The sequence below is a fragment of the Maribacter sp. PR1 genome, from assembly GCF_028464145.1.
Taxonomy (GTDB): domain Bacteria; phylum Bacteroidota; class Bacteroidia; order Flavobacteriales; family Flavobacteriaceae; genus Maribacter.
Genome location: NZ_JAQPCG010000002.1, coordinates 342860 through 366242, shown reverse-complemented (window position 1 = coordinate 366242; position 23383 = coordinate 342860). Strand labels below are relative to the sequence as shown.

The 23383-nt window shown below is 38.6% G+C and carries 22 protein-coding genes; 10 read left to right on the top strand and 12 right to left on the bottom strand.

Annotated features, from left to right (window positions below; genetic code table 11):
- Nucleotides 1-25 precede the first annotated feature (25 nt).
- Together PP182_RS05290 and ileS are read right to left on the bottom strand one after the other, a co-directional pair.
- A complete protein-coding gene (locus tag PP182_RS05290) occupies nt 26-409 on the bottom strand; it encodes a TraR/DksA family transcriptional regulator (protein ID WP_272650292.1) in 384 nt (127 codons plus the stop codon).
- Between the two features lie 4 nt (nt 410-413).
- Nucleotides 414-3812, bottom strand: a complete 3399-nt coding sequence (gene ileS / locus PP182_RS05285) for an isoleucine--tRNA ligase (RefSeq protein WP_272650291.1) — start codon at nt 3810-3812, stop codon at nt 414-416.
- 169 nt (nt 3813-3981) lie between these two features.
- Here ileS and PP182_RS05280 point away from each other — a divergent pair, with 169 nt between their 5' ends.
- On the top strand, nt 3982-4302 hold the full coding sequence (locus PP182_RS05280; RefSeq protein WP_272650290.1) for a hypothetical protein: 321 nt from the start codon (nt 3982-3984) through the stop codon (nt 4300-4302).
- A gap of 48 nt (nt 4303-4350) precedes the next feature.
- Here PP182_RS05280 and PP182_RS05275 read toward each other — a convergent pair whose 3' ends face one another.
- From PP182_RS05275 to PP182_RS05260, 4 genes are all read right to left on the bottom strand, one after another.
- On the bottom strand, nt 4351-6780 hold the full coding sequence (locus PP182_RS05275; RefSeq protein ID WP_272650289.1) for a TonB-dependent receptor: 2430 nt from the start codon (nt 6778-6780) through the stop codon (nt 4351-4353).
- The gene (gene recO, locus PP182_RS05270) at nt 6764-7483 is read right to left on the bottom strand and encodes a DNA repair protein RecO (protein ID WP_272650288.1); all 720 of its coding nucleotides are present in this window, start codon (nt 7481-7483) and stop codon (nt 6764-6766) included. Before recO ends, PP182_RS05275 begins: the two co-directional genes overlap by 17 nt.
- Nucleotides 7484-7596: 113 nt before the next feature.
- A complete protein-coding gene (gene gdhA, locus PP182_RS05265) occupies nt 7597-8940 on the bottom strand; it encodes an NADP-specific glutamate dehydrogenase (RefSeq protein WP_272650287.1) in 1344 nt (447 codons plus the stop codon).
- Nucleotides 8941-9122: 182 nt separating this feature from the next.
- Nucleotides 9123-10277: a cystathionine gamma-synthase gene (locus PP182_RS05260; RefSeq protein WP_272650286.1), complete on the bottom strand. Its 1155-nt coding sequence runs from the start codon at nt 10275-10277 to the stop codon at nt 9123-9125.
- Between the two features lie 83 nt (nt 10278-10360).
- On the opposite strand from PP182_RS05260, the gene PP182_RS05255 reads away from it, so the two are divergent.
- The gene (locus PP182_RS05255; protein ID WP_272650285.1) at nt 10361-11101 is read left to right on the top strand and encodes a DUF3298 and DUF4163 domain-containing protein; all 741 of its coding nucleotides are present in this window, start codon (nt 10361-10363) and stop codon (nt 11099-11101) included.
- Here the strand turns inward: PP182_RS05255 and PP182_RS05250 are convergent.
- Nucleotides 11098-11565: a DinB family protein gene (locus PP182_RS05250; RefSeq protein WP_272650284.1), complete on the bottom strand. Its 468-nt coding sequence runs from the start codon at nt 11563-11565 to the stop codon at nt 11098-11100. The two genes, PP182_RS05255 and PP182_RS05250, sit on opposite strands and share 4 nt — an antisense overlap.
- Before the next feature lie 80 nt (nt 11566-11645).
- Here PP182_RS05250 and PP182_RS05245 point away from each other — a divergent pair, with 80 nt between their 5' ends.
- Together PP182_RS05245 and PP182_RS05240 are read left to right on the top strand one after the other, a co-directional pair.
- Nucleotides 11646-12002, top strand: a complete 357-nt coding sequence (locus PP182_RS05245; RefSeq protein ID WP_272650283.1) for an arsenate reductase family protein — start codon at nt 11646-11648, stop codon at nt 12000-12002.
- The gene (locus tag PP182_RS05240; RefSeq protein ID WP_272650282.1) at nt 11999-12889 is read left to right on the top strand and encodes a DMT family transporter; all 891 of its coding nucleotides are present in this window, start codon (nt 11999-12001) and stop codon (nt 12887-12889) included. Before PP182_RS05245 ends, PP182_RS05240 begins: the two co-directional genes overlap by 4 nt.
- 21 nt (nt 12890-12910) lie before the next feature.
- Here the strand turns inward: PP182_RS05240 and PP182_RS05235 are convergent, their stop codons facing one another.
- Both PP182_RS05235 and PP182_RS05230 read right to left on the bottom strand, forming a co-directional pair.
- On the bottom strand, nt 12911-13528 hold the full coding sequence (locus PP182_RS05235) for a GntR family transcriptional regulator (RefSeq protein WP_272650281.1): 618 nt from the start codon (nt 13526-13528) through the stop codon (nt 12911-12913).
- Nucleotides 13529-13606: 78 nt separating this feature from the next.
- Nucleotides 13607-14086, bottom strand: a complete 480-nt coding sequence (locus PP182_RS05230) for an acyl-CoA thioesterase (protein ID WP_330097977.1) — start codon at nt 14084-14086, stop codon at nt 13607-13609.
- A 117-nt stretch (nt 14087-14203) separates the two neighbouring features.
- Between PP182_RS05230 and PP182_RS05225 the strand changes: the two genes are divergently transcribed.
- The 3 genes from PP182_RS05225 to PP182_RS05215 all read left to right on the top strand — a co-directional run bounded on the left by PP182_RS05225 (nt 14204) and on the right by PP182_RS05215 (nt 16718).
- Nucleotides 14204-15178 (top strand): NAD(P)H-dependent flavin oxidoreductase, encoded by a 975-nt coding sequence (locus tag PP182_RS05225; protein WP_272650279.1) that lies wholly within the window; start codon nt 14204-14206, stop codon nt 15176-15178.
- A gap of 6 nt (nt 15179-15184) precedes the next feature.
- Entirely contained in the window at nt 15185-16147 is a 963-nt protein-coding gene (locus tag PP182_RS05220; RefSeq protein WP_272650278.1) for a YheT family hydrolase, read from the top strand.
- 88 nt (nt 16148-16235) lie between these two features.
- Complete coding sequence (locus PP182_RS05215) at nt 16236-16718, top strand: c-type cytochrome (RefSeq protein WP_272650277.1); 483 nt, start codon at nt 16236-16238, stop codon at nt 16716-16718.
- Nucleotides 16719-16737: 19 nt separating this feature from the next.
- On the opposite strand, the gene PP182_RS05210 is transcribed toward PP182_RS05215, so the two are convergent.
- Nucleotides 16738-17355 carry a TlpA family protein disulfide reductase gene (locus tag PP182_RS05210; protein ID WP_272650276.1) on the bottom strand — a complete coding sequence of 206 codons (618 nt, stop codon included), beginning with the start codon at nt 17353-17355 and terminating at the stop codon, nt 16738-16740.
- Between the two features lie 133 nt (nt 17356-17488).
- Here PP182_RS05210 and PP182_RS05205 point away from each other — a divergent pair, with 133 nt between their 5' ends.
- A complete protein-coding gene (locus PP182_RS05205) occupies nt 17489-17746 on the top strand; it encodes a hypothetical protein (protein WP_272650275.1) in 258 nt (85 codons plus the stop codon).
- A gap of 5 nt (nt 17747-17751) precedes the next feature.
- Here the strand turns inward: PP182_RS05205 and PP182_RS05200 are convergent, their stop codons facing one another.
- Both PP182_RS05200 and PP182_RS05195 read right to left on the bottom strand, forming a co-directional pair.
- Complete coding sequence (locus PP182_RS05200; protein ID WP_272650274.1) at nt 17752-19329, bottom strand: SulP family inorganic anion transporter; 1578 nt, start codon at nt 19327-19329, stop codon at nt 17752-17754.
- Between the two features lie 82 nt (nt 19330-19411).
- Nucleotides 19412-20386 (bottom strand): phytanoyl-CoA dioxygenase family protein, encoded by a 975-nt coding sequence (locus PP182_RS05195; RefSeq protein WP_272650273.1) that lies wholly within the window; start codon nt 20384-20386, stop codon nt 19412-19414.
- A gap of 165 nt (nt 20387-20551) precedes the next feature.
- Here PP182_RS05195 and PP182_RS05190 point away from each other — a divergent pair, with 165 nt between their 5' ends.
- Nucleotides 20552-21400 carry an AraC family transcriptional regulator gene (locus PP182_RS05190; RefSeq protein WP_272650272.1) on the top strand — a complete coding sequence of 283 codons (849 nt, stop codon included), beginning with the start codon at nt 20552-20554 and terminating at the stop codon, nt 21398-21400.
- A gap of 225 nt (nt 21401-21625) precedes the next feature.
- Nucleotides 21626-23371, top strand: coding sequence for a serine hydrolase (locus PP182_RS05185; RefSeq protein ID WP_272650271.1), 1746 nt, complete (start codon nt 21626-21628; stop codon nt 23369-23371).
- Nucleotides 23372-23383: the final 12 nt, after the last annotated feature.

Genomic DNA, 23383 nt, shown 5'->3' with positions numbered 1-23383 from the left:
AAAAACGCCCCGAAAGGCGTCCTAGTTATTTTTGCATGTTCTTGGCTTCTATGCTCAAGGTTGCATGGGGAACTAATTTTAAACGTTCCTTATTTATAAGTTTACCTGTAACACGGCAAATCCCATAGGTTTTGTTTTCAATTCTGAGAAGTGCATTCTTTAAATCCCTAATGAACTTTTCTTGCCTAATGGCCAATTGGGTGTTAGCCTCCTTACTCATGGTTTCCGACCCTTCTTCGAAAGCCTTGAAGGTCGGGGAGGTATCATCAGTTCCGTTGTTACCGTCGTTCATATAAGAACTCTTAAGCAACTCCAAATGACTTTTTGCTTTTACTATCTTTTCTTCTATTAACCCCTTGAATTCTGCTAAATCCTTATCGGAGTATCTTTCTTTTAAATCTTCTGCCATTTCGTTAATGTTTTGTAATAAACAATTTAGTGTTCACCTGATCAAAGGCAATTTCAGTGCCATTGTCCAAATTTTCCTCAAAATCTAATTCGGCTGTCAAAGTTTCCGCTTTTATATAATTAAGATTACTGGTAACCGCCTGTTCTACCAGACCGTCCTTGAGTATCTTAATATCAATTTTATCAGTCACTTCAAAACCAGATTCCTTTCTTAAATTTTGAATTCTATTGACAAGTTCCCTAGCAATACCTTCCTTTTTCAGATCGTCGTTTATAGTCACATCCAGGGCAACCGTTGTTTTACCGGATGAGGCTACAAGCCAACCTTCTATATCCTGAGAACTAATCTCTACATCCTGAAACTGTAAAATAATGCTTTTATTCTCTATTTGTAGGGATAATTCGCCTTCTTGTTCAATTTTTTGGATATCCTCCTGATTTAGAGCACCTATAGCCGTGGCAATTTGTTTCATTTCTTTTCCATACTTAGGCCCCAAAGTCTTAAAGTTAGGTTTTATGCGCTTAACAAGTACTCCTGAAGCATCATCCAATAATTGAATTTCCTTGACGTTTACTTCAGATTTTATCAACTCGGAAACTGCCAAAATATCCTGTTTGTCCTGCTCATCCAGAATAGGAATCATTATCTTTTGTAACGGCTGTCGTACTTTGATCTTTTCCTTCTGACGAATAGAAAGCACCAAAGAGGAAATGGTTTGAGCTTTTTTCATCTTCTGTTCCAAGCCGGAATCTATTAAATTTAAATCAGATTTTGGGAAATCCGCAAGGTGTACACTCTCAAAAGGTTCTCTGTTGGTAGTTGCGACCAAATCCTTGTACAGCTTGTCCATAAAAAATGGAGCTACTGGGGCGGAAAGTTTAGAAACTGTAAGTAAACAAGTATAGAGGGTTTGGTAAGCGGCTATTTTGTCCTTTTGGTAGTCACCCTTCCAAAATCTTCTCCTACATAAGCGCACATACCAGTTGCTCAAGTTCTCCTGTACAAAATCAGAAATAGCCCTCGTGGCTCTTGTTGGTTCGTAATCCGCATAAGCTTCGTCCACCAAAGCGACTAAGGAATTTAATTCGGACAAAATCCATCGGTCAATTTCCGGTCTTTCATTTATTGGAATGTTTTCTTCGGAATAACTAAACTCATCAATGTTCGCATAGAGCGCAAAAAAGGAATACGTATTGTACAAAGTACCAAAAAACTTACGTTTCACCTCAATGATACCTTCTGTATCGAATTTGAGATTATCCCATGGATTTGCATTGCTGATCATATACCAACGGGTAGCATCGGCACCATGCTCTTTCATGGTATCAAATGGATCAACGGCATTACCCAGCCGCTTGGACATTTTCTTTCCTTCCTTATCCAGGACCAATCCATTGGAAACAACATTTTTATAGGCAACAGAATCGAATACCATAGTCGCTATTGCATGTAAGGTATAAAACCACCCTCTGGTCTGATCTACACCTTCTGCAATAAAGTCGGCCGGAAATGTTTTCCCCGCATCAATTAATTCCCTGTTCTCAAAAGGATAGTGCCACTGCGCATAGGGCATTGACCCACTATCAAACCAAACATCAATTAAATCGCTCTCGCGCTTCATGGGTTTGCCAGTAGGCGAAATCAATGTAATCCGGTCTACGATGTTTTTATGTAAATCGATTTTTTCATAGTTGATCTCCGACATATCACCCACAACGAACTCCTCAAAAATATCCTTCTCCAGTACTTCTGCTGTGACTGCCTTTTCCATTTCGGACTTTAACTCCGCTACGGATCCGATAATCAATTCCTCTTTACCATCCTCTGTTCTCCAAATAGGCAATGGTATTCCCCAATATCTAGACCTGGATAGGTTCCAGTCATTGGCATTCGCCAACCAATTTCCAAAACGGCCTTCCCCGGTCGCTCTTGGCTTCCAGTTAATGGTCTGGTTTAATTGGAACATACGGTCTTTTATATCCGTAACTTTAATGAACCATGAGTCTAAAGGATAGTACAATATTGGTTTATCCGTTCGCCAGCAATTGGGATAGCTGTGTACATATTTTTCAACCTTAAAGGCTTTGTTTTCTTCTTTTAGTTTTATAGCTATTTCCACATCAACCGATCGCTCTGGCGCTTCTCCTTCATCATAATATTCGTTCTTAACGTATTTTCCGCCAAGCTCCTTCAATTCTGGTCTAAACTTTCCTTGCAAGTCCACCAAAGGAACCAGATTTGTATTTTCATCTAGCACCAACATAGGAGGAATTTCCGGTGTGGCCTGTTTTGCAACCAAGGCATCGTCAGCACCAAAGGTTGGTGCGGTGTGTACTATCCCAGTACCATCTTCAGTTGTCACAAAATCTCCGGAAATAACGCGAAATGCATTTTCGGCATTTTCGTAGGGCAGTATATAATCCAATAACTGTTCATATTTTATACCAACTAGATCTTTCCCTTTAAATTCCTTTACCTGATAAAACGGAATCTTTTTGTCTCCAGCACTATAGCCCAATAAATCTGACTTTTGCTCAACTTCAAAATATTTCCCCGTGAATTGCTTTCCTACTAAATTTTTAGCGAGAATAACATTCATGGGTTCGAAAGTATATTGATTATAGGTCTCTACAAGTACATAGTCGATTTTTGAACCTACGGTTAAGGCCGTATTGGAAGGAAGGGTCCATGGAGTTGTCGTCCACGCCAGGAAAAAAATGGTCCCTTCATTTTTCAGAAACTCGGGCAGTGTTTCCTCTACCGCCTTAAACTGAGCGGTAACCGTTGTATCAGTAACATCTTGATAGGTTCCCGGTTGATTTAATTCATGTGAACTAAGTCCCGTTCCTGCCTTCGGCGAATATGGCTGAATGGTATATCCCTTATAAATTAGTCCTTTATCGTAAATCTGTTTTAGCAACCACCAAACAGATTCCATGTATTTAGACTTGTAGGTAATATAAGGGTCTTCCATATCTACCCAATAACCAACTTGCTCGGTCATCGCGTTCCAAACATCCGTATAACGCATTACGGCCTTTTTACAAGCTGCGTTATACTCTTCTACCGATATTTTTACACCAATGTCCTCCTTAGTAATACCTAATTCCTTTTCAACACCTAACTCAATTGGTAGTCCATGCGTATCCCATCCGGCTTTTCTTTTTACCTGAAACCCTTTCATGGTCTTGTACCTTGGAAAAATATCTTTTATGGTACGTGCCATTACATGGTGTATTCCAGGCATTCCATTGGCGGACGGTGGACCTTCATAAAAGACATAATTGTCCTTACCCTCTCTAGAAGTAATACTCTTATCAAAGATATCCGCTGTTTTCCAGTAGTTTAAAACTTCATCTGCAACTTTTGGCAAGTCTAATCCCTTATATTCTGCGAACTTCATACGAAATGCTTATGGTTCTGGGTTTTAAGCCTGCAAAATTAATTAATTTAGTTGGAATTGAGGCGCTGCGGCGGCATGAAATGGTGTTTCGCATTTAGAAAATTAAGCTTTGATCCAGATTGGCGTTTTAGTCGTATATAATTTTACACAAACACTAAAAATTAACATCATGAAAAAATTAGCACTTCGTACGATTCTTATTTTGGCCCTAAGTGTCTCCTTTGTTTCCTGCAGGGAAACAGCAGAAAAAGCAAATGATGCCGCATCGCAAGCCGGAGAAGCTTTAGAAGAGGCAGGAAACGACCTAAAAGAAGCGGGTGAGGATTTACAAGAAGCAGGTTCCAAAGCTCTAGACTCGGCTGAAGAGGCTACTGAAGATGCCATAAAAACGGTCAAAAAAGCTGGAGAGGAAGTAAAAGATGCCACGAAAAAGGCTGCAGATAAAGTATCCGACAAAGCTGAAGAAATAAAAGATTCAATAGAACAATAGTTCTTTTAAATATTATAAAAGAGGTCCGAAAATTCGGGCCTTTTTTGTTTAAAAATGATAGCCAAACCCCACTACAAGATTGCTACCAGCAGCTACAATGCCAGAGGAATATGTTCTATAGCGCTGATTGGTAATATTTTCCAAGCTTACTATTGCATTTAAATTATTGGTAAAGGCATACTGGGAACGAAAATTTAAGGTATACCACGAAGGGGCATAGGGATTGCCATTGGTATCCGCTGCATAGATATAATCCTTGGATCTTTCCGATAAGGCCAAATCATCATAAGCTATTTCTCCATTGTAATTCACAAATAAATCGGTCGTTAATTTTTCGTTTTTCCATTTTAGATGAAAATCACCAAAAGTCGGAGGGGCATGTCTTGCCGGCGAATTCGTACCGTCCTCTTCTTCTTCGATACCCTCAGTGATGGTCAAATTGGATGCTAAGGACCAATGGTCCGATAGAAACGCATCCAACCCAAATTCAAAACCATATACATAAGCCTTAGCAGCATTTTGAATGGCTTGTACATTACTCAATTCACCATCGTATTCAATTTGGGCCAGTCCATTAAAACTAAAATCTCTTCTAACAAGTGCATCCACTAAATAGGTATAGAAAGTTGCCCCCTTTAAAACGACCTTATCCTTAAAGTTCTTTTGGATTCCTAGTTCCACGTTATAGGCATATTCCGATTCCAAGTCGGGATTTGGAACAACCACAGAGCCAGGCTCGGAATCAAATATTTTACCAATATCATCCACATTTGGAGCCCTAAATCCAGTAGATCCGTTAAAAGTTATTTGTAAATCCTGCTTGGGAAACCAACTAAAACCCAAGCTTCCTGTTAATGCTCCGGTACTTACATCCGCTTCTTCAAAAGGAAAGGCATAGAACGTACGATCGAACATGGCATCAATCCAAACATGGCTATAGCGTAATCCGGACATCAGAATAAAATTGGGTTTTGCCTTATATTCTCCGTTGATGTAACCCGCCAAACTCTTCCATGTAGCCCCATCTGGATATCTAGAGGCTGCTTCCGTTGTGCCTTTAGTTTCTATATTGGTATCAGAACCTTGAGAACCTACTTTATTATTAATAAATTCTCCTCCATAGTATAGTTTAAAATTACCTATTTTCTTATTCTCAAAATCCAGGTTCAGATTTAGGGCATCCACTTTTTCCATTGTAGTATTCAATATAATGTCCTGAAAATCCCTATTATTTCTACTTTCTTCAAAATGTTGGTAGGCGACAGTAAATTTAAAGGTATCATATAATTTTCCATTACCTTTCCTTTTCAACTGCATATTACCCATAAACCATTTTTGAGGTCCATAGTACCATTCCGCAGATCTTAGTCCATCACCATCCCGAGAAGGCCTAATTAGTCTATCATATCGTGAGTAATTAGAAGTTTCCGAAAAATACGCTCCAATATTCAAATCCCAATTTACACTTGGTTTGTACAGAAATTTCTGCATGAAATTTTTCTGATTATAGCCTGATGTAATCTGTTTCCTGGGATCTTCGTTGGGCACAAGTATATCTTCCCCGTTTATGGTACGTACATAATTATTGCGCAAATAGGAGTTTGGGCCATTACTTCCCATTTTCAAGTCTTGGAAATCATTATACGTGAAGCTTGTGAGAGATGCCCATTTTTTCTTTCCCAGATTGATATCTGCATGTATGGTGTTCTCCATATTTGCAGAAGAAAAGCGATAATTGGCATTTCCCGAAATTTGGGAGTCTCCCTTTTGGCTCAAAACAGGCCGCTTGGTATAGAAGTTCATTACCCCACCTATAGCATCACTACCATATATTACCGAGCCTGGTCCAAAAATAATTTCCGTGTTTCTTATGGTAAATGGATCAATGGAAATGACATTTTGCAAATTTCCACCTCTGAAAATAGCGTTATTCATTCGTACACCATCCACGGAAAGCACTAACCTATTTGTTGCAAAACCCCTTATCATAGGACTCCCTCCCCCCAACTGACTTTTTTGTACAAACACTTTTCCACTACTCTGCAGAAGATCCGCGGAAGTCTGTGGTGCAATAAAAGCAATAGTCTGTGCATCAAGTGAAACAATTTTATTTGGGATTTCCTTTTTTTGTTGTTCCCACTTCGAAACTGACATAACCACTTCATCCAATCTCTCGGGTTTCATAACCAAATGAATTTTATAATCATTCTTTATGAGTTGAAGTCTTGTTGCTTTTTTAAGTTCGTAACTTATATGCTTAAAGATGAGCCTATCCTCATCCATAAAAACAGAGACATCGAAATTTCCATCGAAATCCGTTATACTTATTTTAGTTTTATCAGGGTTAAAAATAGCCACATTGGGTATGGGTTCATTGGTTTCATCATCTAAAACGGTCACTTGTTGGGACCACCCTATAAACACGAAGAAAAAAACAAAGAGGGGTAAAAATCTATGCATATTAACTGAATACTTCATTAAGGACCGCCAGTGATTTAGGTTTTCTAAAACCTTGCAAGTGCAACTCATAGTATAAAACTAAAGATTGCAGCAATTCTTGGCGATGGCTTTTTTTCATTTTTACTGTATTAATCGCATCAAAATTTATGCCTAAGAAGGATTTAAAAAACAAAAGATTTTCTCCGGATAAAATGGGATTGAGGGAGGATGTAGAAATAAATTCCCCTTCCTGTAAATCGAAGTATGGAGCTTTTATATTATTTGTATCCGGATAAAACCCTAAATACTTGGTCAAAATCAATAAAAAATACAAATGGAAATTGGCAATCTCTTTATGTAAATCCAACCATTGCAAGGATGCTTCCAAAAAATCATACAGCTCCAGATTTGCTTCCTCTTCATGAACACTGTTTCCGAGCATTTCCGCTAAAAACATGGCCAATGCATTCTTTACAAAATTAGTATGTAACGTTTGATAATGGTGGTGTACCTTGGCTTCTTTTATATGTTCCAAGGAACCTTTATTTCTATGATTGGCCACCAATTCCAATTGCGTCAAGGGTTGGAACAACGCCTTTTTTACTTTTCCTTTCCTAGTCGCCAAAATACCCCTTAACAAATAGGATTTTAACCCATCGGATTCCGTGAACACCTTTACAATTAAGCTCGTATCTCCATATTTAAGAGAAGTTAATACGATAGCCTTTGTGGTAACTTGCATAGAGTATGGAAACTTTTAGCAAATATAGGATAGTACAGGGTAAATAAGTCCTGAAAACAGAAGAGCCGAGCAATCAAATTGCTCGGCTCTTGTATAGTTTATTCTTAAGAATGTTAGATTACTCCCTGTGCCAACATGGCGTCGGCAACTTTAACGAATCCTGCGATGTTAGCTCCTTTTACATAGTTACAATATCCATCTTCTTCTTTTCCGTATTCAATACAAGAATCATGGATATCTGCCATAATTCCTTTTAGTTTATCATCTACTTCCTCACGTGTCCAGCTAATACGCAACGAGTTTTGGGACATCTCCAAACCGGATGTGGCAACACCTCCTGCATTGGAAGCCTTACCGGGTGCAAAAAGAATTTTTGCATCATGGAAAGCATGAACTGCATCTGCGGTGCAAGGCATGTTGGCACCTTCCGCTACACAAATGCATCCGTTGTCCAATAACTGTTTTGCATCCTCTTCGTTCAACTCATTCTGTGTAGCACATGGCAAAGCAATATCACATTTAATCTCCCAAGGTGTTTTGCCCTCGTGATAATTCGCATTTGAAAATTTCTCAACATACTCAGAAATGCGTCCTCTTTTATTGTTTTTCAAGTCCATAACAAACTCTAGCTTTTCAGTATCGATACCATCCGCATCATAAATAAATCCACTAGAATCTGAAAGGGTAATAACCTTCCCACCCAATTGAATTACCTTTTCCGCTGCATACTGTGCCACATTTCCAGATCCGGAAATTACGACAGACTTGCCCTCAAAATCCTGGCCTCTAGTTTTTAACATGTTCTGGGCAAAATATACGGTACCATAACCCGTGGCTTCCGGTCTAATTTTTGACCCACCCCAAGAAAGACCTTTTCCAGTTAATACCCCGGTAAACTCATTTCGGATTTTTTTGTACATCCCGAACAAGAATCCTATTTCCCGTGCTCCTACGCCAATATCACCGGCAGGAACATCCGTATTTGGACCAATATGTCGGTTAAGTTCCAACATAAATGCATGGCAGAATCTCATTACCTCATCATCGGATTTGCCCTTTGGGTCAAAATCCGAACCTCCTTTTCCACCTCCCATAGGAAGTGTAGTTAAACTATTTTTAAAGACTTGCTCAAAGGCCAAAAACTTAAGTATACTTGCATTTACCGTTGGGTGAAAACGTAATCCACCTTTATAAGGGCCTATTGCAGAATTCATCTGTATTCGGTATCCGCGGTTTACATGAATCTCTCCATCATCATCTACCCATGCAACCCTAAAGGATAAAAGCCTTTCTGGCTCTACCATTCTTAACAAAATATTCTTGCCATTATATATTTCATGCTGAGCAATATATGGTATTACAGTGTCTGCAACTTCTTGTACCGCTTGGATGAATTCTGGCTCATGACCATTCCTGGCCTTGATTTCATCCATAAATGCTTCTATTTTTTCTTTCATTGAGCTAATCAATATTAAATTAAATTATTGAATTCAAAATATATCAGCAAAATTATGTTATTATTATAATTATACCCCTAATTTTTTCATAATACATTAAAAATTATAGTTTTAGCGATAAAATTTATATTTCGATGAAAAATATATAGGGTTTAGCTTTAAACCCTGCATTAATAACGTTGTTATCCTATTGCTTGCGCCAAATCCTCAATCAGATCATCTAGATCCTCGATACCAACACTTAATCTAATTAAGGAATCTACAACTCCTATCTTTTCCCTTTCTTCTTTAGGGATACTGGCATGGGTCATACTCGCGGGATGACCTGCCAAACTTTCTACCCCACCCAAGGATTCCGCCAAGGTAAATATTTCTAACTTCTCAACAATTTGGATGGCCTCCTTAAAACTACTTGCCATAGGCACAAAGGAAAGCATACCCCCAAAGTCGGACATCTGTTCTTTGGCTACATGGTGGTTCGGATGGTTTTTAAAACCAGGCCAATTTACCTTATCGATTTTAGAATGGTTTGCCAGATATTCAGCAATGGCTTTTCCATTTTCGCAATGGCGTTGCATACGTACATGTAGGGTTTTTATACCTCGTAGTACCAAAAAACTATCCATAGGACCTGAGACTGCCCCACTGGCATTTTGAATGAAATACAGTTTTTTTGCCAGTTCAACATCGTTTACTATCAAGGCTCCCAAAACAACATCGCTATGTCCACCAAGATATTTTGTGGCGGAGTGCATGACAATATCCGCCCCCAAGTCTAAAGGTCTCTGTAAATAAGGTGTGGCAAACGTATTGTCCACTGCCAGCAACACATTTTCACTTTTTGCAATTTGTGCAATGGTCCTTATATCTATGATATTCATCATTGGGTTAGTTGGTGTCTCCACCCAAATAAGTTTAGTTCTTTTATTGATGTACTCTTGAATATTAGAGGCATTCTCCATATCCACAAAGTGAAACACTATACCATATTGTTCAAAAACTTTTTTAAACAATCGGTAACTTCCACCATAAAGGTCGGCGGTTGAGATTACCTCGTCACCCGGGGCCATCAACTTTAAAACAGCGTCTATCGCCGCCAAACCACTAGCAAATGCAAGTCCGTAATTTCCGTTCTCAATACTAGCCAAGGACTTTTCTAATGCGGTCCTTGTAGGGTTCGCACTTCTGGAATATTCATAGCCTTTATGATTTCCAGGTGAGGATTGAGCATATGTAGAGGTTTGGTAGATAGGAGTCATTACCGCGCCATAGGCCTTGTCTGGTTCTTGACCCCCATGGATAACCTTACTATTGAATCTCAATTTTTTATCGGCCATACCATATAATTATATATACAAATGTATCGTTATCTTTTGGGGATTACAATGAAGCATTACATTTGTACAACTTGAAAATAGATATGAGATACCCTTTTATTTTACTGATTTTTATTTTGTTCCTAATTGGGTGTAATGAAGATAGGTCGATAACTTTTGAACCGCTTACTTTTGGGATTCAATCTTGTCAAGAGTGTGCAATAGTTGATATTACCGTACCTGAGGCCATTGGAAACAAAAAAATTGATGAAGTCATCAATACGGCCATTCGTGAAGAAGTTATTTCCATTCTAAATTACGATGACGAAATCGATGCTTCCTCCATAAATACGGCCATTGAATCTTTTCAAAGTGAATATGCAAAATTAAAAGAGAAGTTCCCTGAAGAATCTACCAAATGGGAGGCCAATGTAACCGGAGAAATCACCTTTGAAAACGAAAAGGTTGTTACCGTACGTTTAGATTATTATCTATTTACAGGGGGAGCCCATGGTTATCGTAGTTTACGTTTTCTGAATTTCAGCAAAGAAAAAGGAACAGAACTCCGAACAATGGAACTCTTTAAGAACCTGGAAACCTTTCAAAATTTGGCTGAAAAAGAATTTAGAACACAAGAAAATATTCCAGAATCGAATTCTATAAACAGTACGGGGTTTATGTTCGAGAATGACATGTTTTATTTACCGGAAAATATTGGTTTTACCGAGAAGGGTCTACAGCTTTTTTATGAGCAATACGAAGTTGCCTCCTATGCGGACGGACCCATAATTCTCAACATACCGCATAAAGAAATCAAAAGATTTCTAGCTCTTCCAATATCTTAAGGGGTTTTGAGAATCCGTTTTAACTGCGTATTTATTGTGGCGGTATGAAGCCCTTCATGAAACAAATTGAAGCTTATGGCATCTTCCAAGTTTCTCAACTTGAATTGAGCACTGGTCGTATATTCCTTGTAATCCTTAAAAAGTCCCGCTTCAAAATCTTGTTTGGTCCATTCAATAGTCGATATCAAGAAATCTGCTACAACTTTTATATCTTCCTCGGATGCCGTTCCGTCTGGCACTGTACCTTTCATAAATTTATTGACTAGCTTTTCTGGAATTCTCATTTGTAGTCCGCTGAATTTATAGACCAAAATTTGCTGGGTAGCCACTATATGTGCTATGTTCCACCAAATATTATTCCTGAATCCTTCCGGAATTTTCAGTAAATCCTCTTTGGAAGTTGTGGTCAATATTTTATGTAAATTTTTTCTGCTCTGTAAGGTTAACTCTAACTGACTTTCCAACTTGATAACATTTTAATGAGCCCTAAAAATAGCACATTTAAACAGATTTGGGTTTCTTTGTGCATCAATTCATGAACACTATGAGCAAAATAATCTATCACCTTGGCACTTGCAATACATGTCAAAGAATTCTAAAGGAATTGCAGCCTTTGGAAGACTTTGATTTACAGGATATAAAATCCGAACCAATTACAGAAAACCAACTGGAAGAGATGCGTACCTTGACTGATAGTTACGAATCATTATTTAGTAGAAGGGCCATGCTTTTTAGACAAAGAGGGTTGAACAACAAAGAACTTAGCGAAGATGATTATAAAAGTCTGATTTTGGATCATTATACTTTTCTAAAAAGACCTGTGATACTAGTGGATGATAAAATTTTCATCGGGAATAGTAAAAAAACCGTTGAAGCGGCGAAAGAAGCAATTCATCATTGAGTAAGAGAACTCTTGCCATACTTGCCGCCTTAGCCGCCACGACGATATATGGACTAAATCATACCATCGCAAAAGGGGTCATGCCCAATTATGTTCAGCCTTTTGGCTTTATCATGTTAAGGGTATCAGGGGCTGCCATATTATTTTGGACCTGTTCTTTTCTTGGACCAAAAGAAAAAATTGAAGTTCGGGATTGGGGTCGAATTATCGTTTGTTCCATTTTTGGCATGGTCATTAATATGTTGGCTTTTTTTAAAGGACTACAGTTATCTACACCCATAAACAGTTCGGTTTTGGTAACCATCACGCCGATTATCGTAGTGGTTTTGTCCGCATTGTTAATCAAGGAGAAAATAACTTGGCGGAAAGCCTTTGGCATCTTTTTAGGTTTTACGGGAGCACTTCTACTTATATTGATGGGTGTGGAAGTAAGACAGGATGCACCCAATATTCCTTTAGGAAACATACTCTTCATTGTAAATGCGACTACATACGGAACCTACCTGATTTTAGTAAAAAAACTAATTGAAAAATATCATCCATTAACATTGATGAAATGGCTTTTCAGCATTGCGGTGATTATAAATCTTCCAATAACCTATACCCAAGTTATGTCCATAGAATGGTCAGCTATGCCTATGGAAGCGCTATGGGCTATTGGCTTTGTCGTTGTTGGGACTACTTTCCTAACTTATTTGTTCAATGTTTTCGCCCTAACACAGTTAAAAGCCTCTACCGTAAGCGCCTTTACCTATTTACAACCACTTGTAGGAATTCTTTTTGCATTGGCTACGGGAAATGATAGTTTAAGCTTGATTAAAATTATGGCCGCACTCTTGGTTTTGGCTGGAGTATATTTAGCAAGTAGAAAACCAATCAGACCATAAGTAAACGGGAAGTAGGGCTTGTTAAAGCACGGAGCATTTACAGCTTTCTAAGTGCTCGCGCATTAAATGAACAGCGCTATCGACCTCCCTATTATGAATGGCCGAAATTATATCCAAATGTTCTTGTAATATTTCCTTTAACGGACGGGTGGGACCTAGAAGTTCCAATTCGGGCCAAAAATTCGATTTCATAAATAAATCTATCAATTTGGGATTTCCACAGTTCTTTATAATCAATTCATGGAAAAGCCTATCAATTTTTTGAAACACATGGGCGTTCCGAGGCCCATTTTCAAAGGGCACCATTAAATTTCTTAAATCGTCTATTCTGGCCTGTGGGGCGCTCAATGTAAAAAGTTCTACAGCTTTGGTTTCCAAAGCAATTCTACAATCCAGTACATCAATGATTTCTTTGGTCCTAACTTGGCGTACGGTAACTTCTTTATCGGAACTCAAGGTTATTAAGGTTTCCTTTCTTAGCTTTTTTAAAGCAATGTCAAGACAATCAATGTTGGTATTCAGAATTTGAGAAAGTTCTTTTTGCCCAATAGATTCTCCAGGGATTATTTTTTTGGTGACAATAAGTTTCCGTAATTGTGTATAAGCTGCCTCGGCATTATTGTTTACTTGTTCCAACATGGAATAAAAATAGTAAAATTAATTTTACAAAAAACGAGGCTTGACTCCACGGCAAAAATGATGCTTTTAAGTATACTGTTAAAACTGCAAGTTTTTAGGTGTTTTAGAAAATTTCCGGGTATCTGCCTTTGTCAAAACGCGAAAACCTTCTCCTTTTTCAACACCACTAAATGTTTTCAGAAAGTCATTGGTTAGTCCCGTAATCTTTCTTGTTCTAAGGTCCATCCATGCTCCCATCATTTCACAATGGGCAAAATTTTCTCCCTTGTGGTTGTAAAAATTGTGATGAAACTCAAAAAACTTGGCATCCTCACTCATTCCCATAATTTCCATAGATACTTTGATGGGTTTTCCCGGGAAAGCCTCTTTAAAATAATACATATGCTCATAAAATACAACCGGTCCTATTTCATTTTTCGCCAATGTTTTATGGTCAAAACCTATTTCCATAAGAAAGGACATGCGCGTATGGCTCATATAATTTAGGTAGGCGGAGTTGGCCAAATGTCTATTGGCATCCACATCGCTCCATCGTATTTCAAATTCTTTTAAGTACATTCTATTCTGTTTTTTGCTATGCATGCATAATACTTCATAAAAATACCATAGTTTTGATTAATCGTTTAGGAATGATTGTACTTTTTTGCTTAATTTTTCAACTCAACACCATATCCCATGACAACAAATAATTCATTTATCAAAGACCTTTCCCTTCCAGTAATTGCAGCTCCCATGTTTCTTATTTCGGGACCACAACTGGTCATTGAATGTTGTAAAAACGGTATCGTAGGTACATTTCCGGCATTAAACCAACGCAGTAGTGAAGGCTTTGAATCCTGGTTGATAGAAATTAAAAGCGCCCTGAAGGAATTTGAAAAGGAAACCGGAAAAAAACCGGCACCTTTTGGTGTTAACCTAATCGTACACCAGACAAATCCTCGATTAGAAGCAGACCTAAAGCTATGTATAAAACACCAAGTACCCTTGGTGATAACCTCTCTAGGCGCAGTTTCCCAAGTTGTTGATGCCATTCATAGTTATGGTGGCCTGGTATTCCATGATATTATCAAAAAAAGACATGCAGAAAAAGCTTCGGAAGCCGGTGTGGACGGACTCATATTGGTTGCCGCAGGTGCAGGAGGGCATGCAGGTACTATTAACCCCATGACCCTTGTTTCTGAAATAAAACAATTCTATACTAAAACTATCATTCTTTCCGGTTGCATAAGTACAGGGCGAGATGTTGCCTCAGCTTTACAAATGGGTGCGGATTTAGCCTATATGGGCACCCGATTTATCAATACCGAAGAAAGTAAGGCCACTCCAGAATATCGAAAAATGATTATAGACGCAGGAGCTAGTGACGTGGTTTATACAGCATCTATTTCGGGGGTACATGCCAATTTTTTAGGGGCGAGTCTCAAGGCCGCTGGTATTACGGAAGAGGATTTGAAAAAGGATACCAAAATAGATTTTGGAAAGGAACTGGATACCGAAGCAAAGGCCTGGAAAACGATTTGGTCCGCTGGTCAAGGTGTTGCCACTATTCATAACACCTTATCCGTCTCCAGCTTGGTTTCCAACTTAAAATCTGAATTTAAAAAGGCTATAGAAGAGCAAGTAAAAATCTTGGAAACATTTCCAAAATAATTATTTATGCCGCTTATTAGCTCTAATTACAATCCACCACTACTCTTTAAACACGGACATTTTTCTACCATCTATTCAGGATTATTTAGAAAAGTAGAAGGTTTAAAACAGGAAAGAGAAAGGATTCAATTATCTGATGGTGACTTCTTGGATTTGGATTGGAGTTACTACCCGGAACCCACAAAAAAAGTGGCCATCATTATACATGGTCTGGAAGGTGATGCCAAAAGGGCCTATATTAAAGGGGCTGCAAAAATATTAAGTCAAAACGATTTTGATGTTTGTGCTTTAAATTTAAGAGGTTGCAGTGGTTCCCCGAATATATTATATCGTTCCTACCATTCCGGGGCCACGGAAGATTTAAATGATGTGGTTCATCATATTCTTGAAATGGACCGCTATGAAGTAATCTATCTTTATGGTTTTAGTCTTGGCGGAAATCTTCTGCTAAAATATTTGGGGGAAAGTAGATTGGTTCCAAAGGAGGTTCACGCTGCCGTGGCAATCTCCGTTCCCTGTCAATTAGGAGACTCCCTTGAACAACTATTACAGTTTAAAAACGTACTGTATGCCAAAAGATTTAAGGGAAACCTCATCGATAAGCTTAAAATAAAAAAACAGCTTTTTCCGGATAAGATTTCCAATTCTGAGATAAAACAGGTTAAGACTTTAAAGGATTTTGACAATATCTATACAAGTAAAGCCCACGGGTTTACGGATGCCATGGACTACTACTCAAAATCCAGTTGTTTGCAGTTTTTACCTTCTATAAATATACCCTGCTTAATCGTTAATGCACAGAACGACACCTTTTTAGGTCAAGCCTGTTATCCCTATAACGAAGCTGAAAAAAACAAAAATATTTTTTTAGAAGTCCCTGAATACGGTGGGCATGTAGGTTTTTATGGTAGAGAAAATAAAACCTATACTGAACGTCGTTCCTTGGAATTTCTTAAAGAGATTCATTAGTGGTTCTTCCCATTTAAAAAGGTCTTCAACAAATAAAATTTCATATCTTAGTCTCTCCAACATTAATTAAGATAAAACTCAAAAAAAGATGCGAAAATTATTCACCTTATTGGCCCTTGCCGCCTTGGTTCTAAGCTGCGGCGAAAAGAAAGAAGAAAAAAAGGATGGTTTTGAAATGAACCGTACCAAAAAAGAGGAAGTTAAGGCAACAGAAACTACTGGGGGTGTTCCCGTTGATATGGACAACAAAGGTGTGGGCCCAATTGAAAATGTTGATTTTGGAGATGAAATTGACGCAGATCTGGCTGCTGCTGGAGAGGAAAAGTTTCAGGCTATCTGTACTGCATGTCATATGGCAGAGCAGCGTATGATTGGACCAGCTTTAAAAGGAGTATATGAAAGAAGAAGTCCAGAATGGGTAATGAACATGATATTAAATCCTGACGTCATGTTAAAGGAGGACCCTATAGCAAAAGCATTACTTAAGGAATATAACAATGCCATTATGCTGAACCAAAACCTTAGTGAGGATGAGGCAAGAAGCGTAGCTGAGTATTTACGTACGCTATAATTCATTGCAGCAAAACTTTTTATAACCCTTTCTTGTTCAGAGAAAGGGTTTTTTGTTTCTTGTCACTTTCCTTTTTTGCAATTAAATCATCTAACACCTTCCTAACTTTCTGGCTATTCCAGTCTAATGCTCCCTTTTCTTTGACTATGATCTTTCCTGTATGGTCAATGATATAATTGGTAGGTATGGTTTTTTCATAAAGGTCTTTTGGAGGTTCCATTTTTGGAATGACTGCTGGAACGGCAAAATTTTTCTTTTTTAGAAACTTCCTTATTTTCTCAGGGTCCTCATTGGATATCATCACAAAATTGATTTTGTCTCCATAATCCTTATATAATGCGTCAATACTTGGAAATTCGGCGATACAGGGAGGACACCAAGTGGCCCAGTAACTTATAAAAACAACCTCTCCTCTTCCAATATCCACATTTAGATTTTCGCCATCCAAACCATCCAAGGTATAAGTAAAGGGTCCCAATTGCTCCTGCTCCCCCTTAGCTACAACTGTGAGCGAAGAAAATTTGGCCCTTACTTTATTGGCCATGACCAAAATGGGTCGTCTGGTTTGGGGTACAATGAATAAGATTATAAAAACGATAAAAATAATATCGCTTAACCTCAATTTTCTATTTTTCACTTATTGAAGGTTTATATGGCAACTTGTAACAAACATAAACGAATTTAAGATGCATAAATTACAATTGTAACAAAGTTCTGTATTCCTCTACTAATATTGTAAAGGAAAAGAAATGGGGTCGGCCAGTCAACCAATGCTAGTAGTTAAAGCAAATAGGGCACTTTTAAAGAAAAGGCGCAGCTACAGTGACATCCGTGCGGAATATAAAGACCTTACCAGCAAAACCCAATTGAAGTTTAAGGAGTTAACTCCTTTTCAACAAAAGCTAATACGAGACCGAATAAGAAAACAGGCTAAAAAAGATAATATATATAACCTTAGGGTTACCGTGCTGAGCGTTATCCTAATACTATCCGTTCTTGGTTATCTATATGGCAGGCACATGGCGTAGAGCCCCTAAACCTTATCTACGACAACTTTATAGGTTGGATCTTCTATCACATTCACATCAATGATTTGATCTGCGTTTTCGAGTAGGCGAATACAATCTTTGCTCAAATGTCTCAAGTGCACCTTTTTACCAACCTTGGCATATCGTTCCGTGATTTTATTTAAGGCTTCGATTCCGGACATATCGGCCACCCTACTTTCTTTAAAATCGATAATAACTTCGTCTGGATCATTGGACACATCGAACTTTTCAGCAAATAGCGTAGTAGAACCAAAAAACAGCGGCCCATAAATCTCATAGTGTTTTACCCCATTTTCATCCACATGTTTTCTAGCACGGATTCGCTTTGCGTTTTCCCAAGAATAGGCCAATGCGGAAATAATTACTCCTAAAAGTACGGCTACTGCAAGGTTATGCGTTACCGCCGTTATCAAGGTCACTAATACCATTACTACGACATCGGACTTAGGCATTTTACCAAAGGTCCTAAAGCTGGCCCATTCAAACGTTCCAATGGCCACCATAAACATAAGCCCTACTAGAGCCGCCATGGGCAAACGTTCAATTAAGCTGGAACCAAACATAATAAAGACCAACAGCATTATGGCCGCGGTAATCCCGGATAAACGAGCCCTTGCACCGGCGGAAGTATTTATCAAACTTTGACCGATCATGGCACAACCACCCATTCCCGATAAAAATCCCGAAAGGATGTTCGCCGTTCCCTGGGCAACACATTCCTTATTTCCACTACCTCGAGTCTCGGTAATCTCATCAATAATATTTAGTGTCAACAAACTTTCTATGAGTCCAACTCCTGCAACAATCCCGGCATACGGTATTATAATCTTAAAAGTTGCCCAAGTAAGCGGCAATTGAGGTATGGATAATGGCGGGAAGCCACCTTTAATACTTTCTCCCTCCCCCATAATATCAGCCACGGTCATCGTATTTATGCCGAAGCCAATAACTATTGCAGAAACTACAATGATGGCAACCAATGAAGAAGGAATCGCTTTTGTTAATTTAGGCAGTCCCCATATGATAATCATAGTTAAAAGGGTAAGCCCCAACATGATGTACAAGGGAGCCCCACTCAACAAATCTCCGGTAGTTTTATTATAAAAGTTGGGAAACTGCGCCATGAATATGATGATAGCCAAACCATTCACAAATCCGAACATCACAGGGTGAGGGACTAAACGAATAAATTTACCAAGTCTTAGGAGTCCGGCGCCTATTTGTAATACCCCTGCTAGGATTACGGTTGCAAAGACATAATTCAAAATGGTCTCCGGTTCTATTCCCGGGAAATTTCTTTTCAACTCTAAGATCAACCCAACAAAAATAACCGCAACGGCACCTGTTGCTCCGGAAATCATTCCGGGTCGTCCTCCAAGAATAGAAGTTACCAAGGCCAAAACAAAAGCTGCATATAGTCCGGTTAACGGGGAAAACCCAGGAATCAAGGCAAAAGCAATTGCTTCCGGTACTAGGGCCAAAGCAACCGTTAACCCAGATAGGATTTCGGTCTTGTAATCTACTTTTTGCTTAAAATCGAATAAATTCAAATACTTACGCACGGCTCTTTATTTTAAGGGCGCAAAAATAGTATTATTTCCAAGAAGCGACTAGAAACCGAGTGATTATTAATGATTTAGCAATCTACCATGGTTTCAGGCCCAATAATTTTTCTCCAAGTGGTGATAATTTGGCAGTTTCGTATCTCGTTTGTTCCCATTTTCTAGGATCCCCAGGAAATGCATAACCTTCCGGGGCAACCCTATTTTTCCAAGAATTTATTCGCCAACTTTTAAGGGCATCATTTTTCTCTTCGGCGGGCATCATGGAAATGTATTGTGCTATCCGCACCTTATCACCCGATTTATTAGGTCTAATTCCATGGGGTTCGGTACTATTAAAAATAAGAAGGTCACCTGCTTCCATTTTCACCTTTACTATTTTATCCTCCAAATCGGAAATATCGGGTTTAAAATGATCTCTGTCCTCCGGCTGTGTCAGTTTCCAGGTATCGTAGTTTCTATAGAGCCAAGGAATACACTGAAAACCGCCCATGTTTTCGTCGGTTTGATCGGCAAGTGCCAAAACGCCCTGTACATTTTGAGGTTTGGTTTCTGGATCATAATCCCAATGGATAAAACCTTTTTTATTTTCACCTTCCCGCTGCGGAAAATTTAGGTTGGCACGATCAATGGTCACCCATAGTTTTTCCGTTCCCCATACATCTACAAAGGCATCATATACTTTTTGGGCCTGTCGGTTATCCCATAGGTATTGATGGTTATAAACCTCAACCATGCCAGTACCCGTAAGTTCCTTCATTTTCATCTCTGCTCGTGGCTGGGCATACCAGGTACTTTTGTCATTGGGTTTCTTTTCATCAAATTCCCAAAGAAATTTGGCGGTCCTTTCGGCCTGTTCTTTCGTTATGGCATTCTTGATGACAATGTATCCGTTATGCTTCCAAAACTCCCAATCGGACTCGGAAAGCACGCGAAGTGGTTCTCCATTAGATCGGTCATTGAGTTTTTGCTTACTGCTTGTCGCGGTCGACGGATTTCCTGGAATATCCTGATGGGCCATATTTCCCATTGCTACTTTTTCTTTGGATTGTTGCATGTTGTGTCGTGTTTATGTTTGTCTCAATCTTCAGGTAAAACTAGTATGAAACAATTCTCCCGGCTACCGTAATATTAATCTATATTTGAACTATATTAACATTTTATTACTTTATTGCATATTTAACTATCAATTTAGTTATATTATACGTAGAAATTCGCTTTGATGAAAGTACAACTGGAAACCATATCTCCCGATTCTAAAAGTCCGTTCAGGTTATTGCACGACCCTAAACTGAGCCACCTTTTTTATTGGCATTTTCATCCGGAATTGGAACTGGTCTATATCGAAGGTGCCGATGCGAAACGGCATGTGGGCGACCATATATCGAATTTTGAGGGTAGCGACCTTGTGCTCATAGGCTCTAACATACCCCATTTGAATTTCGACCATGGAGTTACTACACCTTACCGTAAAGAGGTGTTACATATAAAACCCAGTTTTAAGGATAATGTATTACGGGATTACCCGGAATTGAAGCAATTGGACCGCCTTTTGGATCTATCCAGATATGGGGTTGCATTTCATGGCAAGACCAAGGAAGAGGTGGGAACGTTATTAAAAAAATTATATCAATTGGAACCCTTTGAGTTCTTTATATCCGTATTAAATATTCTAAAACGCCTATCCCAAAGCAAGGAGTTTCAACTGTTACATAAAACACCCTATGTTAACAAGTTAAAAAACAAGGAACAAAAGCGCATGCGAAAGATATATTCACATATAGATGAACGCTATCAAGAAAAATTAACCTTGGATGAAATGGCCAACCTCTGTGGACTGACCAAACCTGCTTTTTGTAGATACTTTAAAAAGACAACCGGAAGTACCTTCGTTTCCTTTTTAAACCAGTACCGTATAAGTCAAGCAAAACGCTTATTGCTCATGGGGAAGAATGTAGGCGAAGCATGTTTTGAATGCGGGTTTGAAAGTCTTTCTTACTTCAACCGGAGTTTTAAAAAAGTGACCGGGGAAAATCCATCCGTATTTAAAAAAGGATTTACCAGTCATTAATTTCAATGGTTTTCGAATCCAAATTTTCGGGTTCCATTGCTTAACTTCGGGAAACCAAAAAAAATTATTTAGCACATACCAATCTCATCAAATAGTCCTTTATAAATATCTAAAACGGTCTAAAACCATATAAAAAATGGGCAATGACAGCAACATGACATCTAAATGTCGTTACAAAGGCAATCAGCTACCCATACATTTGTCTTGTAATCAAAATTAAAAGTCATGGATAATAATTCAGTTGCCGATAGGGTAAAATATTACAGGAAATTAAACGGGTTTTCCCAAGAAGAACTCTCGGGAAAAACCAATGTAACCGTTAGGACCATTCAACGTATAGAAAATTCGGAGGTGAATCCGCACCTTAATACGGTAAAACTATTGGCCGTTGCCCTGGAAGTTGAAATAAACGACCTCCTTCCGTTGGAAAACCCTAAAGAGGAAACTCTAAAAAAGAAATGGCTGCTTCTTATACATGCTACTCCTTTATTGGGAATCTTTATTCCGTTGTGCAACGTGTTAATCCCTCTTTTTCTATGGATCCATAAAAGAGAGGACAATCCTATTTATGATAAACACGGAATTAAGGTCATTAATTTTCAGATAACAACTCTGTTAATGGCCATTTTGTCATTTGTCTCGCTAGTAACTATAGAAAAATGGGGGTTTATTCTATTTGTCTCCATTGTCCCCATTTGTATTCTCATCATAATATTCAATATAATTTATGTGCTAAAAAGTGATAAATGTTATTATCCGCTAGCCATCCCTTTTTTACGATTTAAACCCTCTACCACCTTAAAATCTATCGTCGCCCTCATCGGTTTGGCTATTTTAGGTAGTTGTGATTCAGATACTGGTGTAACCATTAAACGTATTGATAGCAGTAGCGTTTCCAAAGAAGGCCTAACCCATACCATCGATAGTCTAGCTGATGTGGCCCAGGTGCAAGGTTTAGTAGTTGCGGTTTTTGATAATAACCAACCGGTCTATACACATATAAAAGGATATAAAAATATATCCGAAAAATGGGCCTTGACCGATTCTACCAATATATATGGAGCTTCGCTAAGCAAAGCGGTATTTAGTGTTCTTGTCATGAAATTAGTAGAGGATAATGTGATTGATTTGGATAAGCCATTGGAAAGCTATCTACCCAAAAAAATATATGAATACGAGCCCCGAACACGTTGGCACGATGATTATTCCGACTTAAAAACAGATAACCTTTACCCTAAAATTACGGCCCGTATGTGTTTGTCGCATACCTCAGGATTCCAAAATTGGCGTTCCAGGGACAAAAAATTACAGGTGAATTTTGAACCGGGTACGAAGTACGATTATAGTGGGGAAGGTTTTGTTTACTTGCAGGTGGTCTTAGAAAAAATTACCGGAAAAGGATTGGAAACGCTAGCACAGGAGATTGTTTTCGAGCCTTTGGGTATGAAAAATTCCTCCTACGAATGGAAACCTCGATTTGAAAACGACTACGCCGAAAGTTATGCCAAGGATGGGCGGATGTTCCCCAAGGACAAGGATAATGAGCCACGGGCTGGGAGCACTTTGGAAACGACGTTTGGCGATTATGTAAAATTCCTGACGGCTGTATTGAATAAAAAAATCCTTAAAGAAAGTTCTTATATGGAACTTTATAGCCCACAAACCCAGTTAAAAACAATCTCAAAAAGTGTCGCCGATAAAAATGATGTCGCCGAAGAATACAAGGACATTACATTGGGGTATGCCTTAGGTTGGGGATATATGAAAACAAGATATGGCACCGGTTATTTTAAGGAAGGTCGCGGCAGTGGATTTCACCACTATTCCATTCTCTTTCCTGAATTGGGCAAGGGGGTTTTGGTCATGAGTACTTCCGAAAACACGGGCATCATCTTTACGGATCTTCTGAATCACCTTACGGCAAAAAAGAACATGCCATGGGATTGGTTTAAGGAAATTCCTTATAAATGAATTATTTAGACC

Bases quoted from the DNA above. Each gene is read 5' to 3' on its own strand.
- PP182_RS05290 (WP_272650292.1), bottom strand. From the start codon at position 409: ATGGCAGAAGATTTAAAAGAAAGATACTCCGATAAGGATTTAGCAGAA.
- ileS (WP_272650291.1), bottom strand. From the start codon at position 3,812: ATGAAGTTCGCAGAATATAAGGGATTAGACTTGCCAAAAGTTGCAGAT.
- PP182_RS05280 (WP_272650290.1), top strand. From the start codon at position 3,982: ATGAAAAAATTAGCACTTCGTACGATTCTTATTTTGGCCCTAAGTGTC.
- PP182_RS05275 (WP_272650289.1), bottom strand. From the start codon at position 6,780: ATGAAGTATTCAGTTAATATGCATAGATTTTTACCCCTCTTTGTTTTT.
- recO (WP_272650288.1), bottom strand. From the start codon at position 7,483: ATGCAAGTTACCACAAAGGCTATCGTATTAACTTCTCTTAAATATGGA.
- gdhA (WP_272650287.1), bottom strand. From the start codon at position 8,940: ATGAAAGAAAAAATAGAAGCATTTATGGATGAAATCAAGGCCAGGAAT.
- PP182_RS05260 (WP_272650286.1), bottom strand. From the start codon at position 10,277: ATGGCCGATAAAAAATTGAGATTCAATAGTAAGGTTATCCATGGGGGT.
- PP182_RS05255 (WP_272650285.1), top strand. From the start codon at position 10,361: ATGAGATACCCTTTTATTTTACTGATTTTTATTTTGTTCCTAATTGGG.
- PP182_RS05245 (WP_272650283.1), top strand. From the start codon at position 11,646: ATGAGCAAAATAATCTATCACCTTGGCACTTGCAATACATGTCAAAGA.
- PP182_RS05235 (WP_272650281.1), bottom strand. From the start codon at position 13,528: ATGTTGGAACAAGTAAACAATAATGCCGAGGCAGCTTATACACAATTA.
- PP182_RS05230 (WP_330097977.1), bottom strand. From the start codon at position 14,086: ATGTACTTAAAAGAATTTGAAATACGATGGAGCGATGTGGATGCCAAT.
- PP182_RS05225 (WP_272650279.1), top strand. From the start codon at position 14,204: ATGACAACAAATAATTCATTTATCAAAGACCTTTCCCTTCCAGTAATT.
- PP182_RS05220 (WP_272650278.1), top strand. From the start codon at position 15,185: ATGCCGCTTATTAGCTCTAATTACAATCCACCACTACTCTTTAAACAC.
- PP182_RS05215 (WP_272650277.1), top strand. From the start codon at position 16,236: ATGCGAAAATTATTCACCTTATTGGCCCTTGCCGCCTTGGTTCTAAGC.
- PP182_RS05205 (WP_272650275.1), top strand. From the start codon at position 17,489: ATGCTAGTAGTTAAAGCAAATAGGGCACTTTTAAAGAAAAGGCGCAGC.
- PP182_RS05195 (WP_272650273.1), bottom strand. From the start codon at position 20,386: ATGCAACAATCCAAAGAAAAAGTAGCAATGGGAAATATGGCCCATCAG.
- PP182_RS05190 (WP_272650272.1), top strand. From the start codon at position 20,552: ATGAAAGTACAACTGGAAACCATATCTCCCGATTCTAAAAGTCCGTTC.
- PP182_RS05185 (WP_272650271.1), top strand. From the start codon at position 21,626: ATGGATAATAATTCAGTTGCCGATAGGGTAAAATATTACAGGAAATTA.